Here is a 15,779-nt window from a genome sequence, read left to right on the forward strand (position 1 = left end):
TCGCATTCTTTATCGTTCTTCAAACTTTCAACAAATCTCTTTGATAGAATAAGCGTATAAATCAATTGAAGAATGCGGGAGGATTTTATGTTTTCTATTTTGGCTTGCGCTGTGGTTCTGTTTTTTACCATCTATTTTATTGTCCAAATGTACAAGCGAAAGGACAAGCTTACATGCTTGACGGCAATGATGATTGCGATGACAGTCGGCATGATGTCCAGTCTTGCGTTAGGCGTCATATTGGGCGTTCTGCTCAACCACGATTTGACGTTATCGAGCATGATCGCCGTTTTGTTCGGAATCATTGCGGGTTATTTAACCGGTAAACCGGTAAGCCTCATGGCTGCTTTAGACGGCATGCTGGCCGGTGTAATGGGCGGTATGATGGGAGCCATGTTAGGCGTGATGCTGGTCGTATCGGAACCAATGCTTTTGTTTGTCAGCGTCATTTTTATTTTCATCATGTCCGTGCTGCATCAGCTCGTCGACCAGGAAACCGGGAAATCGGCTGCCGGCAAACAAAAAAATAGCGGAGCTCATTCGATTAGCCTGCTGACGCTGGCAATTGGCATCGTTTTTGTAGGAGCGTTAGTATTGTTTCAAAGAGTGGACGGGGTTGCCAATTCGCGTTCAAGCTTGCCGCAGCAAAATAATAAAACTGCGCAAGTACAGACCAGTACGGAAGGCACTGCCGGGTATCAGACTGGAACAATCGAAGTAAAGCCGACCGGTTACGGTCCGCAAAATATTCAATTAAAATCGGGAGTGCCGACCCAAATCAACTTTGTTGCGGAAGCCACTATCGGCTGCCTGGGCCAGCTGATTTCAGATGAGTTGGGTATTCAAGCAACATTGAACGAGGGAAACAATTTCATCACGTTGAAAGACGCTAAACCTGGAACCTATTCGTATACGTGCGGCATGGGAATGTATGGAGGAACCATCACGATCGAATAATAACATTTCAGTTCATGCTTCCGAAGCGAGTTTTGCTTCGCAAAACTTTAAGGAGATGCTTTATGTGATTAAAAAAATGCTCATCGCTTTTCTGCTTGCGGCTGCGCTTATTCCGGTCTCAACAATCGATGCGCACTCGCAAATCGTGAAACGAAGCCCTGAAGTGGATGAAATTTTGGCGGCTTCGCCTTCCATCATTGATCTATATTTAGAAGAACCGGTCGGAATCCACAGAAGCTCCATTATTGTCCGAAATGAAAAGCAATCCGTCATGCAGCTTGGAAAACCGCGGTTAGACCCAAATGATAACCGTCATATGACGGTCGATTTGAAAGAGAAGCTTCCTTCAGGTCTATACTCGGTTATGATAGCCGTTGTGGCGCTAGACGGACATTCGTTAAAAGAGAAGTATAATTTTGAGGTCAAAACGAAGGAAGATACTGACGAGCAAAAATTTCAAAGGTTGAAATTGGATCGGACCTTCCCCGAAGACGGCACGATCGTACAAGCATCGCCGGATAAAATTGAAGTCTGGTATTCAGAAACGGGAGAGCTTAAATTACTGGGACTGCTTGACGACAAAGAACATAGCGTAATAACAGAATCGCCAATTGCGGACCCTGACGATCCTAACCATTTTACGATTCATTTGAAAAAGAATTTGCCGCCGGGAACGTATTCCATCCATTCGCATTTGAAAATCGGGGATCAAAGCAAATATGATATCCGGTATTTCGCAGTTCAACACTTTACAGCCATAACAGGACCGACCTATAAATTCGGCGACAGCTTATGGAAGCATATCCAATTGCAACAGCTAGCCCACTGGATTGCGTATACGGCAGTTCTGGCTCTGTTCGGCGTTTATTTTATGGGGTTAAAAATATTGAAAATCAGCGGCAATCAAAGGTTTGTTATAAATCTACTATATGGGACAGCGGTTGCCGCATTTCTTCTGGAGTTTATCGCCAATAAAATGCAATATTCAGAAGTCGTATGGATCGATTTTATTACTTTTTATTTTGTTCAAGTTTTATTGGTGCAAATTGTGCTGCTGCTTATCAGTTATTTCATCGTTTGGAATAGAATGAAGCTTTTATTGCTGTTTTTGGCATTGCTGGGCCTGGCTTTGACCGGCCATACGGCGGCACCTAGCTACGGGGGAATTTGGAGCGTTGCTCTGGACGTCATTCATCTGTTTTCGGTCTCGATCTGGATTGGCGGTTTATTGACATTAACGGTTATGGCGCCAAAAGAAAACAAAACCAAATGGCTCAAAGAAAAAGGCAAGCTCTTCTCCAAATGGGCGCTGACCAGCATAGTCCTAATCGCGGCAACGGGAATATTAATGACGATCCGATTCGTGCCTTCATTTTCTCTAAACAGCTTGATATCGAGCTATTGGGGGGAAATGCTGCTTGCCAAAGCCATTCTATTAATCGTTATCATTGTTATTGGAATTTGGCAAAGGAGAACTTTGGCTAAATGGGCAGAGGGTATAGGGGCTATATTCCGAAAATGGTTATGGATCGAGCTTGTGATAGCGGCTCTAATCTTACTAGTTGCCGGAGTGCTGGTTGACCTGTCGCCTAAAGATGCAGAGGAAGGCATCTATCCTCAAACAAAAACGGTAGACGGGGTTCAGGCAACGGTGCAGATTACTCCGCTCGCTGCATCCCCTTCAGAAATCTCCATTCGTGTCGGTGATCCTTTGGACATTGAGCGGGTTCGAGTTAAATTCTCGACGACGACAGGATGGCAAGTGGAAAACGCCGCATTTTCATTCGGCAATGGAGTTTATAAGCTGACGGGCTATTACTTTCATGCTCCCGGCACGATGAACATGGAGGTTTATGCCTATCGAGCCGACGGCACAGTGATCAAGCTGCCCTACATCATTCAAATACCCGGCGTAATGCCGCCTAATATTTAAACGGGTACGTGTAGGCGGAAGCAAGGGGAAGGAGGAGCTATGCAACAATTCAAGGCGCTCGTCGTCGATGACGAATGGAATATGCGGAATTTGCTGCGGATTTACTTAATGAATAATGGATATGAAGTGACGGAAGCAAAGGACGGCTATGAAGCTTTAACTATCACTCGGAATATGGCGTTTGACGTTATTATACTGGACGTGATGATGCCTGGAATGGACGGCATAGAGGTTTGCGAGAAAATCAGAGAGACAAGTCAAACGCCGATTCTGATGCTGACAGCACGATCCGAAACGAAAGACAAGGTTTCCGGCATTAATGCCGGAGCTGACGATTATCTCGTCAAGCCGTTTGAGCGTGAAGAATTGATAGCCCGAGTATTTGCACTCATAAGACGTTCCCATGTTTCCGAAAATAACGCATCGAATTCGAAGACGATCGTCCACAACGAATTAACGATCGATCCGGAAGGCAGACAGGTGCTTGTGCTGGAGCAGCCGGTTGATTTTACCCCGAAAGAATTTGAATTGCTGCACTTGCTTGCGGAGCAATACAAACGCGCTTTTTCACGGGAGACCTTGTTAAACAGCATATGGGGAGAGGACTATTACGGCGATATTCGCACCGTAGACACTCACGTTAAAAATATACGGGACAAAGTCCGTAAAGCCGGATTACCGTACAATCCGATTCAGACCGTATGGGGCGTTGGATACAAATTTCAAGGACCGGAACAATGCAAATGAAATGGAATCGGATTGTCGTCAAGCTGGGCGGAACGATTATTATCTTGTTTCTTGCGGTGTTATTGCCTGTCGGATTCGTAACGAATCAAATTTTTTCCGCTTTTTATTTGAACAAGGTTCAAGAGGAGACGGATCAATTATCTGCCCGGTATGCGGATTTCCTTGTAGAAACGCAAGATCCGATGTCGGTCAAAATGATGGCAGAGTTCTCGCAAGTGAACACGTTCATTGTCGATGTTGACGGACAAATTATAGTCAGCGCCGATCTTGAGCATTTCTCGAAGGGAGCTTATATTCCAAAAAAAGAGCTGCAGCAGTTATCGAAAGGCGCTGCAATTGAAAAGGAGTATACAGATTCCAAATCGGGAATTCGATATTTGGTTGCGGGCAAACCCGTGGCAAACGGAAATCTGTTTTATGGCGGAGTTTATATTTTGAGCTCGATGGAAGGGATCGAACAATCCGTTCATAAAATTCGGGATTTATTGATTCTATCCGGAATAGGCGCCTTTTTTATAGCGCTCGGCTTGACCTTTGTCGTATCTATAAAGCTATCCGCTCCTTTAGTTCAAATGGAAAAGGCTGCGCGTAATATCGCAAAAGGGGATCTGGAAACGAGGGTTTCCGTGACATCTGGAGACGAAATGGGATCTTTAGCGCATGCCATTAACGATCTTGCAGTGGATCTTCTAAGGTACAGGGACACACGCAGCGAGTTTTTCGCCAATGTATCTCATGAACTAAGAACGCCTATAACCTACTTGTCGGGCTATGTAAATGTAATCAAAGAAGGATTGTATCAAAACGAGGAAGAGAAAAATCAATATTTGGATATTATTTATCAGGAAACTGGCCGGCTCACTCATTTGATTCATGATCTATTTGAGCTCTCCAAGATGGAAGAGGGGAAGATCGTCTTGGACATGGAATGGATCGATTTGGCTGAAGTTATTGAACAGTCGGTGTTAAAGGCCGGAATAAAGGCGAAGGAAAAAGGATTGGAAATCGGAATCGACCTGCAAAATGAGATTCCGGCGGTTTATGCCGATAAACGGCGCATGGAACAAATCATTATGAATTTGATCGAAAATGCAATCCGCTATACGGAAAAAGGGACTGTGCTTGTAAAAATGACGGGGACAGACTCAGACGATTATGTTATTACCGTCGAGGATACGGGTATTGGCATTCCACATACGGAGCTACCTTACATTTTTGACCGATTTTATCGGGTCGAGAAATCGCGTTCCCGTGAATTCGGAGGGACTGGGCTGGGATTGGCCATTGTGAAAAAATTAGTCGAGTTCCAGGGAGGAACCATTGAAGTAAATAGCGAGGTTGGATGCGGCACGATTTTCGTCCTTCGATTCCCGATGAAACCTAAGGAGGCGGTATAAAATGAAACGGCTGGATTGGTTCATTGCCATATCGCTGGTGGCGATCGGGCTGTCATGCTTGACGATGTCAGCCACTTCGATTATGAGGCCCGATTCCTTCCATGTTTATTTAAGCATGTTAATGGGAATATGTCTTTGGACTGGCATTCCGATTCTAATCGCGGGCATCGTCTATATGATTTTTAAAAGAAAAAGAGGTAGAAAGAAGCCATGAAAAAACCGGATCGGGAAAAAAGAACGAAGCAGACAAAAAGGGCAAATGGACTTAAATGGCTCGTTATCACAGCTCTGCTTGCAGGTGTTATCATTGGCGGAATAAGCCTCTTGAATAAAGGCGCTTCGGCGATTAAGTTGAAGCATATCCATGGATTGGGCTATTCACCGGATGGAGCCAAACTAATCGTCCCTGCCCACGACGGCATTCGAATCTATGATAACGGAAGCTGGAGCGTGCCGCCAGGAGATCAAAATGATTACATGGGCTTCTCCGCAGTAGATGACGGATTTTACAGCAGCGGACACCCGGGGCAAGGCTCAAGCTTGAGCAATCCCCTTGGCATTATTAAAAGCAATGATACGGGAAAAACGATCTCGGTACTGGCTCTTGAAGAAGAGTCCGATTTCCATGGCATGAGTGTCGGATATAAGACGCATATCATTTATGCATTCAATGCGGCTCCGAATTCGAAAATGAGCTCGCCCGGTTTATTTTACAGCAAAGATGAAGGCCAAACCTGGGCCAAGAGCGAAAGCTTCGGTGTCGAGGGAGAACCTGCGGCTTTAGCTGTACATCCGGAGAAAGAAAATGTCATTGCGCTGGGTACGCAAACGGGCGTATTTCTTTCCGACGATTATGGTCAGAGATTTGAGAAAATTGTCCCGGATCTTCAAGTGACCGCCCTATATTTTAATCTTCAAGGTAATTTATTAGTTGGCGGATATGTGCAATCGCCGGTGCTTCAGCTTGTCGATACGAAATCCAAAGCGATTAGTACGTTTCCGATTCCTGAACTTGATGATGATGCCATCGCGTATATAGCACAAAATCCGGTAATGCCGAATGAATTTACGTTCGCCACAGCACAAAGGGATATTTATATAACCCGCGACGATGGAGTCAGTTGGTTGAAAATCGCGAATCAGGGGAAAGCCTTAGACGGACAATAACGTTTTTAGCGAATGGAGGAATTCGACTATGCAACAACTGTTGAGCATTTTATCTATTTTAGTTTGTCCATTAATGATGCTGTTTTGTATGAGGGGCATGTTGTTCGGACATAATAACGCAAAAGGAAAAAAGGAAGGGAAAACCAGTTGTCATGCTGGCGATACCAAAGATCGGGATTATCAAAAACTTCAGATCCAAATGGCAGAACTAATCGAACAAAACCAGCATTTATCCAACGAGATTCAATCCTTGAAACAATCACAATCACAATCACATAGTTAAACGAACACTTTCAAATTATACACTGCAGTACTTTTGTAATAAGAGCTCCCAATATGCAGGAGCTCTTATTATTTACTCCAGGCAGATACAAATAAAAAAATACCTAAGCTATATCGTTTCACTTATGTAAAAGGGGAGATGATACGATTGCTTATATTGTGCAAAACTGGACGAAACCAGATGAAATTTCGATCGCTACTTACAAGAAAGATATCTTTATGAGCAAAGATTCGGTAGTTAATTGGTCCAAATTTGCTGATAAAGGCACCGGTTTTTGATATTTCTGATATCACAATTTTAAATATTGAAACAACGAAGGGTGGTATGCATGATGATGAATGGGCAGTTATCTGGCACATCCATGATATGGATGTGCATAGTGATGGGGATTGGGGCTCTTATTCTTATAATAGCTCTTGGAGCAACAATTTATATGGTGATCCGTTTGCTTATAAAGAAAAGTAGAGTAGAAGATCGCCCACTTATGATGTTAAAGGAGCGCTATGTAAAAGGTGAAATAAACGATGAAGAATATAGGCAAAAGCGAAAATCACTCGAAGAATGAAACGACTGTACTTGAAACACGGGGAAAATGAATGAGCTGATCTTTATATCATTCCCGATATGATCTCATTGACGGCAACCGGCAAGATGATCTGTGCCGTTTTTACTGAACTCCCTCGAAATGATTCAGTTTCCTCACTGTATCCCGCTAAAACTAAAGCTCCCATACGGTAAACAGGTTATTATTATTTCGCCTGATTACCGTATGGGGAACATTTATTCTCTAAGGATAACACTTATATTAAAAGATGGTGTTTCGAAAAGACAGTAAACTTACATCCATTAGCGACTCTTTACCAACAATTCAATGGCTTCTTGAACAAGCTTATTACCATCTCGTCCAGCCGCTTGTTCTTCCAATAAACAATATTGTAAGTTTTCAGCAACAATTTGAGCAATGGCCTTATCTGATGCATTGCGTACAGCAGACAATTGACTCACGACTTCCTTGCAAGACTTACCTTCATCCATAAGCCTCAGTACGCCGCGTATTTGACCCTCTATTCTTTTCAATCGGGTTTTCATCTCGTTCGTATAATTGTAGTCCATTATCATACAGTTCCTTTCTAACATACCGGTATGGGTATATTATAAGTCAAAAAATAAAAATGAAACAAGAATTCTTATATAAATAAGTTTACTTTGGCTTCCGTAGCATCACCAAGATAAGCAGCAACGCCGGCGTATTCCAAGCCATCAATAAGTTCATCTTGCTGCAAGCCCAACAGGTCCATCGTCATCGTACAGGCAACCAATTTAATGCCTTGTTCTTTTGCTAATTCAATCAGTTGTGAGAGAGACAGCGCATTGTGTTTCTTGATGACGTGATTAATCAACTTAGGTCCCATACCCATAAAGTGCATTTTGGACAATCCGAGCTTTTTGGCTCCTCGCGGCATCATCCATCCAAATGCTTTTTCAAGCATCCCTTTTTTTACTTTAACGACCTCATCCTTACGCATGGCATTCAAACCCCAGAAAGTAAAGAATATCGTGACTTCATGGTCATAAGCAGCTGCTCCATTGGCAATAATAAAAGCTGCGATCGCTTTGTCCAAATCACCGCTAAAAAATACAATTGTCGTTTTTTCTTTTGTCGGTTCCATTATGATTTCTCCTTCGCATAAATAAGTTATAAAATAGATAACCATACCTTAACGGCAGTTAAGATAATTAAGATGACTAATCCATAGCGTAAATACGTTGTATTGATTTTGGCGCTCATCCTTGAACCGAGTGGAGCGCCAATCAAGCTTCCAATAACGGTAAAGATAATGGGGGTAAGGGGAATATCACCAGCGGTGATTTTCCCAATAACACCTCCGATTGCTGAGATGAATACGATGGCAAGAGAAGTTGCTATCGTTGTTCTGGTTGGGATTTTGAGTACCGTCAGCATAATCGGGATGAGAATGAATGCACCGCCAGCTCCTACAATCCCCGAAACAACACCAACGATAAGAGCAGATATAATGGCGATACTCTTATTAAATGTGATCTCTTGCGCACTATCCGATTGTTTCCCTTTATTGGGAATCAACATTAATACAACTGCAACGAGTGCTAAAATGCCGTAGATGATGTTTATGGCATCACCGTCTAAATATTTTGAAGAAATTCCCCCAAGGAGACTTCCACACAAAATACTGATTCCCATATAAAGAACAAGTCCCGAATGGATTTGAGCGTCATTCTTACTGTTCTTTTTATTTCGAAAGGCAAGAACCCCGGCAAGTGATGAGAAAAATACTTGGAACATGCTGAGACTTGAAACTTCATGTGCAGAAAAATGAGCAACACCTAAGCTCGACGGTACAAAGAGCAGAAGAGGGTAATTGATTATCGCGCCTCCTATACCCAATAAACCTGATAAAAATGAACCGACTAAACCAAGGAGCGTCATCACGATATACAAAAGGGTATCCATAATTCCTCCCTTAGTCCGAACACCATTTCTCTTGTTTTACACTCGATTGTGAATTATAATATATCCGAGTAAAGTCGTGTGAAAAGAGGGTGTATTCTAATGATGCGGTTTATTAAAACTATATTTATCCATAAATGTCCCGATTGTGCAGAACCTTTAATCAGTAGCAACGATGCGTTGTGCTGTATCAAGACTTGTCCAAATGAGCATTATAGAGAAGAAACGTATTGTTCACTTGGTGTAAAAATCGTCTATGACTCAAAATAAGCGAACACTATTCGTGTAGTGTTCGCTTATTTTTTTAAAGTTTCTTCACAAGGAATTTATAAACGCCATCTTCATGTTCATGTTTAATGAGTTCATGTTTGGTTTGTTTAACCCAAGCTTGGAAGTCGTTCACAGAGCCTTTATCTGTCGATAGAACAACCATGGTTTGACCCACTTGCAAGGTATCCAGTGCCTTTTTAGCTTTTACGATTGGCATTGGACATGCCATTCCTTTTGTATCTACAATGATATCTGCTTGCATTTTATAATTTCCCCCTTAGTTATCGTGAACTGCGCAGCGATTAGGACCAATCTCCATTTCACGCTGTTCTTCTTCGCTTGGATAAATTTTCCCCATGTTGGTTTGGCGAATCTCTTGATAAGCATTTGGTTGTGGCGGTAAATGGTTCGTCACAACTTCTCTAAACTCTGCTTCGTCAGTGATGTTCAGACCAGGATTATGCTGATACAAATCCCCTAAACGAGCAGAAACCGTTCCATCATGACCAAGTTCCGTTACTTTACCGAAATGGGCAGGCAGTACAATCAATTCATTTGAGAGATGTCTGTAACGATTGTAAAGTGTATCACGTAAATCCCCAACCCAATCCTCGGCTTTACCCGCCAAGTCTGGTCGACCGATGGACTCAACAAACAAAATGTCTCCGGTGAGCAAATACTTTTCATCGATAAGGAGTGATGTACTCCCGATGGTATGTCCCGGTGAATAGATAGGTTGAATATTGATTTCAGTATCTCCAACCTGAATGACTTGATTTTCTTCGAGTTTAGCGAAATCAAATGTCACTTCTGTTGCATCCTTCGAAGGTAGCCAGTAAGTTGCACTCGCTTTCTCAGCTAACTTTTTACCGCCCGAAATATGGTCAGCATGAAGGTGAGTATCCATCGTATGCTTGATTTGGACATGGTGCTCGGAAGCAAAACGTTCAATATCATCCGTCATACGCGGGGTATCAACGATAGCCGCTTCTCCATTGGACATTACGAAATAACTCAGACACCCTTTGCCAATGCGAATGAATTGATAAATCGAACCACCGTTTTTCAAATCGCCAATTTTAACGGGTTCTAAATGTTCGCTCCAAGCTTTCATGCCCCCCTGAAGATAAAAGACATGGCTGCGACCCGCCTCTACAAGTTGGTCAGCCACAAATTTAGACGACCCTTCTTTGGCGCAGACCACTAATACTTTTTTATCTTGAGGAACTTTATCGAGTGCTGGATCCACACCATCCAGCAGCTCGAAATAGGGGATATTAATGATTTCTACGCTTTCCCCTTCAATTTTCCAATCGTTAAAGTCATCTTCATTTCGAACATCAAGAATATAAAGCTGTTCTTTTTTCAGAACCAATCGCGTTAATTCTTTCGTATTCATGATGGTTGCTTCCACTTTTGAAAACCTCCTTTATTAAAACGATAACGAAATTTGCGCATCTTTTGCGAAGTCCAAAAACATGACCGCTCCACCAACTTCGATTCCGTCAATAAAATCTTCTTTCTTCAAATTCATGACATCCATCGTCATTTGACATGCAATGATTTTTACACCCATCTCCTGAGCCATTCCAACCAATTCAGGGATGGATGGAACGTTTGCGTTCTTGAACCCTTCGATAAAATGCTCTTTACCAGAAGGCAGTGGAAGCTGCTGATGGGCTTGCTTGTGAATGAGGTTTAAACCTTCAAAGGTGAAGAAGATGGTAACCTCAGCTTCGGTAGCCGCGGCTGCAGTTGCAATGTTAAAAACCTTATATGCGTCAAACATACCACCGTTACTTGCAATAATGGCAACTTTTGTTGACATAAATATTTCCTCCTCAAATAAATTTTTCTGTTGGACCTGTCCAGCCCGACATACCAGGCAAAATGTTAGTTAATTGCTTAAAACCCTTTGCGGTTAGCAATTGGCATGCCATATCACTGCGAGTTCCTGTACGACAAATTACATGAATATCATCATTCTCATTCAACTCATGCACACGCTGTTCCAGTTCGCCAAGTGGAATGGACTTTGCACCATGCAAATGATTGAATGCGTACTCTGCCGGTTCACGAACGTCCAGAATGGTTAGGTTGTCTTTATTTTCGATTTTCTTTTGTAACTCCTCATTAGTAATGCTGTGAGGATGTTTCATTTCTTCTTTCACTTCATTGGCGTTAGCTTTTCGTACAAAATGTTTTAGCACTTCGCCTTCATGAACAGTTCCTAAATATTGATGCCCTGTATTTCTAGCCCAACCTTGAATATCAGCCAAAGAACCTTTATCCGTGGCCTGAACTTCAATGACTTGACCCGCTTGAAGTTCATCAATTGCTTTTTTAGTTTTTACAATGGGCATCGGACAAGCAAGACCTTTACAATCCAGTGTTTTATCGGCTTGGATTATTGTCATTTGAATACCTCCGATTAGTTTTTCTCAACTGATCCATTCCATTCCAACATGCCACCAGTCATATTTTTTACATTAGTGTATCCAATGGAAACAAGGTGATCACAGGCTTTTGCGCTTCTTTTTCCGCTTCTGCAAATGCAGATGACTTCTTCATTGGGACTAATTTCATTTGCTCGTTGAGCGAATTCACTTAGGGGAATCAATTTCGTTCCATGAATCCTACCAGCAGCATATTCATCGGGTTCACGAACATCAATGAATTGTGTTTGTGAATTCTTATTTAACTTCTCTTGAACTTCTTGAGGTGTAATGTCTTTCCATAGTTGTGTATTCAAAGTTGTTCCTCCTCATTTTTTAAATTACATATACATGTATGGGTATTGCCTATACCCCTATGGGTATTATATCGACGCAATGTTTATTCGTCAATTTCCTAATTTGGGCATACTTTAAACGCACTTAATCCATGTTGAGTGAGAAGATAAAAGATACTTGCAACATTTTTTGCTTTTATGAGCAAGAGGTTTTATACCTCTGGGCGATGAAACTCGGATGAAAATTGCTTTTGAGCTATGTGAGGAAGAAGAATTATGCGAATGTGATGTCGCCAATATTATTGGATTCTCCATGGTAACAGTTTCTCATCACTTACGAACATTAAAGCAGCTTAAATTAGAAAATACTGTAAAGAAGGTAAGATGATGTTTTACTCCTTGGTAGATGATCTCCGCCAATTGATTCAATCAGCAGCGACACATAGTAAGTAGATGATTACAAATGGATAAAGAAACAGTTGAAAAAAAATGTATTTCGCGTACAAGGGTTTACCTGTGCAAACTGTGCGACGACTTTCGATGTATGTTAAAAAACTTTTTATGTAGAACTTAAGTACGAAAAAACAAACGACAGCGGCGTAAGAAAGGAATCCTTTATAATGCCCAATTCTTTTGAGTATAGAAAAATTATTATTTAGCATTGACATACCCTAAGGGGGTATAGTATATTTTGTAAGTGAGGTGATAAATTGTGGCAAACCAAGAGGAAGTTGTAACGACGGAAATCAACGATACCTGTTGCTCATCAGACAGCGAAAGAAAAAGCCATCATTCAGATAAAATGAAGAGTAGTTTAATCTCTCGCTTGAATCGAGTTGAAGGACAAATTCGCGGTGTAAAAGGGATGATCGAGCGAGATACTTATTGTGATGATGTGCTGAACCAGATCTCTGCAATTCAGTCGGCTTTGAACAGTGTAGGGAAATTGCTGCTCGAGGGCCACATGAAGAGCTGTGTGGTAGAACGTATTCAGGCTGGTGAAAATGAAGTCATTGAAGAACTTTTGATTACGGTAAATAAATTAATGAAATAATAAAATCGGAGGGATTTCCAATGAAACAAACAACATTGAATGTTAACGGAATGTCTTGTCAGCATTGTGTGAATTCGATTGAGAAAGCGGTCAAGGAAATCGGTGGTTCTGCTCATGTAGATCTGAAAAATAATGCAGTAACAGTGGAATACGATGAAAATAAATTGTCCTTGGATGAAGTTAAAACCGCCATTGAAGAACAAGGGTATGACGTTGTTGGTTAAATAACTAGGCCGCCGCCGGTGGCCTTTCTTTTTACAAATAAACATACCCCCATGGGGTATGAATGAGGTGAAGATTATGGAAAGTAATGAAGCGCAGCAAAACAAGCAGACAACACTGCAAATAACGGGTATGACATGCGCCGCATGTGCAAACCGAATTGAAAAAGGTTTAAGCAAAATGGAAGGCGTAACGGAGGCTAATGTGAACTTTGCTCTTGAGAAAGCATCCGTAACCTACAATCCGGATAAAGTGAGCATTCCCCTGATTGAGAAAAAGATTCAGGATATCGGCTATGATACCATAAAAGAGGTGGCCGAATTTGACATTAGCGGTATGACCTGTGCTGCATGTGCGACACGAATTGAGAAGGGGCTTAACAAAATGGTTGGCGTAACAAAAGCGACCGTCAACCTGGCGTTAGAGAGTGCTCGCGTCGAATATTCGCCGGCCGATGTCTCCACTTTGGATATGATTAAAAAAGTGGAGAAGATTGGATATAAGGCTAAACTTAAGCAAGAGCAGCAAGAGGCTGGAGACCATCGAAAAAAAGAAATCAGGGCCCAGCAAAAAAGGTTCTTGTTGTCGGCTGTCTTATCGCTGCCGCTTCTTTGGGCAATGGTTGGACATTTTTCATTCACGTCTTGGATCTGGGTACCGGATTTATTTATGAACCCTTGGTTCCAGCTCCTGTTAGCTACGCCTGTTCAATTTATCGTCGGTCGCTCCTTTTATATCGGTGCATACAAAGCGCTTCGCGGCCGTAGCGCCAATATGGATGTGCTTGTGGCCTTAGGTACATCGGCAGCCTATTTCTACAGTTTGTATTTAACGATACAGTGGGCGAACGAGATGCATGCCCATAACGCGCCATCTATGTACTACGAGACCAGTGCAGTGCTCATTACGCTAATTGTACTCGGTAAATTGTTTGAAGCCTTAGCTAAAGGGCGTTCATCGGAAGCCATTAAATCGTTAATGGGGTTGCAGGCGAAAACAGCGCTGGTCGTACGAGAGGGACAGGAAGTAGCCATTCCAATTGAAGACGTGGTTGTAGGTGATATTGTAATCATTAAACCAGGTGAAAAGGTACCAGTTGATGGAATTGTACTGGAGGGTTCTTCGGCGGTGGATGAATCTATGCTCACCGGTGAAAGCATTCCAGTTAGCAAAAAGAAAGGCGATTTTGTAATCGGGGCAACGATCAATAAAAACGGTATGCTTCGTATTCACGCAGACAGGGTCGGTAAAGAAACAGCTCTTGCACAAATCATTAAAGTCGTGGAGCAAGCGCAAGGAATGAAAGCACCCATCCAACGTATAGCAGACGTTATTTCCGGTATTTTTGTCCCGATTGTCGTTGGAATTGCGTTCATCACTTTCCTTGTCTGGTTTTTCGGAATCGCTCCTAATGATTTTTCCGGAGCTCTTGAAAAGGCTATTGCGGTACTTGTGATTGCTTGCCCTTGCGCACTTGGTTTAGCTACCCCTACATCAATCATGGCGGGATCCGGCCGCGCAGCCGAGCTTGGTATTTTGTTCAAAAGCGGGGAACATCTCGAATCTACACATAAATTAACGACTATTGTACTGGATAAAACAGGAACAGTAACCAAAGGAAAACCTGAGCTTACCGATGTTATCGTTGATGTGTCCATGACGGAAGAGGAGTTTCTTCAATTCGTAGCCTCCGCTGAGAAAAACTCGGAACATCCGCTTGCGGAAGCAATTGTTTCTGGTGTGCGGGAACGAAACATCGCTTTCCCAGAAGCTGAAGCATTTGAAGCTGTACCGGGGTTTGGCATTCGCTCAGTCGTTAATGGGAAAAAAGTGCTTATCGGAACTCGAAAATGGATGGCCCATAATCAGATACAGGCAGATACGGCATTTGAGCAAATGAATGCACTCGAAGAGTTGGGAAAAACCGCAATGCTGGTGGCCATAGATGGTCATTTTACGGGTATCGTCGCTGTTGCTGATACCATCAAGGATAGCTCAAAACGTGCCGTTGCCCGGCTCAAAGAGATGGGGCTTGAGGTGGTCATGATTACCGGTGACAATGAACGTACGGCAAAAGCAATTGCCCGTCAGGTTGGCATTGATCGTGTGCTCGCGGAAGTTTTGCCAGAAGGCAAGGCATTAGAAATAAGGAAATTGCAGCAATCTGGTCAGAAAGTGGCTATGGTTGGTGATGGGATTAATGATGCCCCTGCACTGGCTACAGCCGATATTGGTATGGCCATTGGAACTGGCACCGACGTAGCTATGGAAGCAGCAGATGTGACCCTAATGCGAGGTGATTTAAATAGCATTCCAGATGCTATCTTGATGAGCCGGAAAACGATGACTAATATAAAGCAGAATCTTTTTTGGGCACTTGCCTATAACGTAATCGGCATCCCGATTGCAGCAGCCGGTTTTTTGGCTCCATGGCTAGCAGGGGCTGCAATGGCCTTCAGCTCCGTGTCTGTTGTGCTTAATGCACTCCGTCTGCAACGGGTAAAGCTAAAATCTTTGAGCGATTAACTGA

General features: G+C 42.6%; 19 protein-coding genes and 1 pseudogene. 12 read left to right on the forward strand and 8 right to left on the reverse strand.

Features of this window, described 5'->3' with window-relative positions; all coding sequences use genetic code 11:
- The first annotated feature begins 87 nt into the window (after window positions 1-87).
- The 8 genes from WFK81_RS21920 (at window position 88) to WFK81_RS21955 (ending at window position 7,049) form a co-directional block, all read left to right on the forward strand.
- A complete protein-coding gene (locus WFK81_RS21920) occupies window positions 88-957 on the forward strand; it encodes a cupredoxin domain-containing protein (RefSeq protein WP_336788503.1) in 870 nt (289 codons plus the stop codon).
- A 64-nt stretch (window positions 958-1,021) separates the two neighbouring features.
- A complete protein-coding gene (locus tag WFK81_RS21925; protein WP_336788504.1) occupies window positions 1,022-2,890 on the forward strand; it encodes a copper resistance protein CopC in 1,869 nt (622 codons plus the stop codon).
- 39 nt (window positions 2,891-2,929) lie between these two features.
- Entirely contained in the window at window positions 2,930-3,637 is a 708-nt protein-coding gene (locus WFK81_RS21930) for a response regulator transcription factor (protein ID WP_336788505.1), read from the forward strand.
- The gene (locus tag WFK81_RS21935) at window positions 3,634-5,034 is read left to right on the forward strand and encodes a sensor histidine kinase (RefSeq protein WP_336788506.1); all 1,401 of its coding nucleotides are present in this window, start codon (window positions 3,634-3,636) and stop codon (window positions 5,032-5,034) included. The genes WFK81_RS21930 and WFK81_RS21935 overlap by 4 nt, the downstream gene beginning before the upstream one ends.
- Before the next feature lies 1 nt (window position 5,035).
- A complete protein-coding gene (locus WFK81_RS21940; RefSeq protein WP_336788507.1) occupies window positions 5,036-5,248 on the forward strand; it encodes a hypothetical protein in 213 nt (70 codons plus the stop codon).
- Window positions 5,245-6,201 carry a F510_1955 family glycosylhydrolase gene (locus tag WFK81_RS21945; protein ID WP_336788508.1) on the forward strand — a complete coding sequence of 319 codons (957 nt, stop codon included), beginning with the start codon at window positions 5,245-5,247 and terminating at the stop codon, window positions 6,199-6,201. The genes WFK81_RS21940 and WFK81_RS21945 overlap by 4 nt, the downstream gene beginning before the upstream one ends.
- 28 nt (window positions 6,202-6,229) lie before the next feature.
- Window positions 6,230-6,484 (forward strand): hypothetical protein, encoded by a 255-nt coding sequence (locus WFK81_RS21950; protein WP_336788509.1) that lies wholly within the window; start codon window positions 6,230-6,232, stop codon window positions 6,482-6,484.
- Between the two features lie 331 nt (window positions 6,485-6,815).
- Window positions 6,816-7,049, forward strand: a complete 234-nt coding sequence (locus WFK81_RS21955) for an SHOCT domain-containing protein (protein WP_336788510.1) — start codon at window positions 6,816-6,818, stop codon at window positions 7,047-7,049.
- 281 nt (window positions 7,050-7,330) lie between these two features.
- On the opposite strand, the gene WFK81_RS21960 is transcribed toward WFK81_RS21955, so the two are convergent.
- The 8 genes from WFK81_RS21960 to WFK81_RS21995 all read right to left on the reverse strand — a co-directional run bounded on the left by WFK81_RS21960 (window position 7,331) and on the right by WFK81_RS21995 (window position 11,994).
- Window positions 7,331-7,597 carry a metal-sensitive transcriptional regulator gene (locus tag WFK81_RS21960; protein WP_336788511.1) on the reverse strand — a complete coding sequence of 89 codons (267 nt, stop codon included), beginning with the start codon at window positions 7,595-7,597 and terminating at the stop codon, window positions 7,331-7,333.
- A gap of 74 nt (window positions 7,598-7,671) precedes the next feature.
- Window positions 7,672-8,154 (reverse strand): DsrE/DsrF/DrsH-like family protein, encoded by a 483-nt coding sequence (locus tag WFK81_RS21965; protein WP_336788512.1) that lies wholly within the window; start codon window positions 8,152-8,154, stop codon window positions 7,672-7,674.
- 26 nt (window positions 8,155-8,180) lie between these two features.
- Window positions 8,181-8,975 carry a sulfite exporter TauE/SafE family protein gene (locus WFK81_RS21970; protein ID WP_336788513.1) on the reverse strand — a complete coding sequence of 265 codons (795 nt, stop codon included), beginning with the start codon at window positions 8,973-8,975 and terminating at the stop codon, window positions 8,181-8,183.
- A gap of 301 nt (window positions 8,976-9,276) precedes the next feature.
- Window positions 9,277-9,504 (reverse strand): sulfurtransferase TusA family protein, encoded by a 228-nt coding sequence (locus WFK81_RS21975; RefSeq protein ID WP_336788514.1) that lies wholly within the window; start codon window positions 9,502-9,504, stop codon window positions 9,277-9,279.
- A 15-nt stretch (window positions 9,505-9,519) separates the two neighbouring features.
- On the reverse strand, window positions 9,520-10,641 hold the full coding sequence (locus tag WFK81_RS21980; RefSeq protein WP_336788537.1) for an MBL fold metallo-hydrolase: 1,122 nt from the start codon (window positions 10,639-10,641) through the stop codon (window positions 9,520-9,522).
- 33 nt (window positions 10,642-10,674) lie between these two features.
- Entirely contained in the window at window positions 10,675-11,070 is a 396-nt protein-coding gene (locus WFK81_RS21985) for a DsrE/DsrF/DrsH-like family protein (protein WP_336788515.1), read from the reverse strand.
- A 13-nt stretch (window positions 11,071-11,083) separates the two neighbouring features.
- Window positions 11,084-11,659: a sulfurtransferase TusA family protein gene (locus WFK81_RS21990; RefSeq protein WP_336788516.1), complete on the reverse strand. Its 576-nt coding sequence runs from the start codon at window positions 11,657-11,659 to the stop codon at window positions 11,084-11,086.
- Window positions 11,660-11,673: 14 nt separating this feature from the next.
- Window positions 11,674-11,994 (reverse strand): rhodanese-like domain-containing protein, encoded by a 321-nt coding sequence (locus tag WFK81_RS21995; protein WP_336788517.1) that lies wholly within the window; start codon window positions 11,992-11,994, stop codon window positions 11,674-11,676.
- 190 nt (window positions 11,995-12,184) lie between these two features.
- Between WFK81_RS21995 and WFK81_RS22000 the strand changes: the two are divergent.
- The 4 genes and pseudogenes from WFK81_RS22000 to WFK81_RS22015 all read left to right on the forward strand — a co-directional run.
- Window positions 12,185-12,426 (forward strand): annotated as a pseudogene (locus WFK81_RS22000) (metalloregulator ArsR/SmtB family transcription factor); the annotation flags it as partial.
- 259 nt (window positions 12,427-12,685) lie between these two features.
- Window positions 12,686-13,027: a metal-sensitive transcriptional regulator gene (locus tag WFK81_RS22005; RefSeq protein WP_336788518.1), complete on the forward strand. Its 342-nt coding sequence runs from the start codon at window positions 12,686-12,688 to the stop codon at window positions 13,025-13,027.
- Between the two features lie 20 nt (window positions 13,028-13,047).
- Entirely contained in the window at window positions 13,048-13,251 is a 204-nt protein-coding gene (locus WFK81_RS22010; protein ID WP_336788519.1) for a copper ion binding protein, read from the forward strand.
- Between the two features lie 76 nt (window positions 13,252-13,327).
- Window positions 13,328-15,775 (forward strand): heavy metal translocating P-type ATPase, encoded by a 2,448-nt coding sequence (locus WFK81_RS22015; protein WP_336788538.1) that lies wholly within the window; start codon window positions 13,328-13,330, stop codon window positions 15,773-15,775.
- Window positions 15,776-15,779: the final 4 nt, after the last annotated feature.

Origin of the sequence: Paenibacillus sp. MMO-177, assembly GCF_037147795.1 — a bacterium.
Taxonomy (GTDB): Bacteria; Bacillota; Bacilli; order Paenibacillales; family Paenibacillaceae; genus Pristimantibacillus.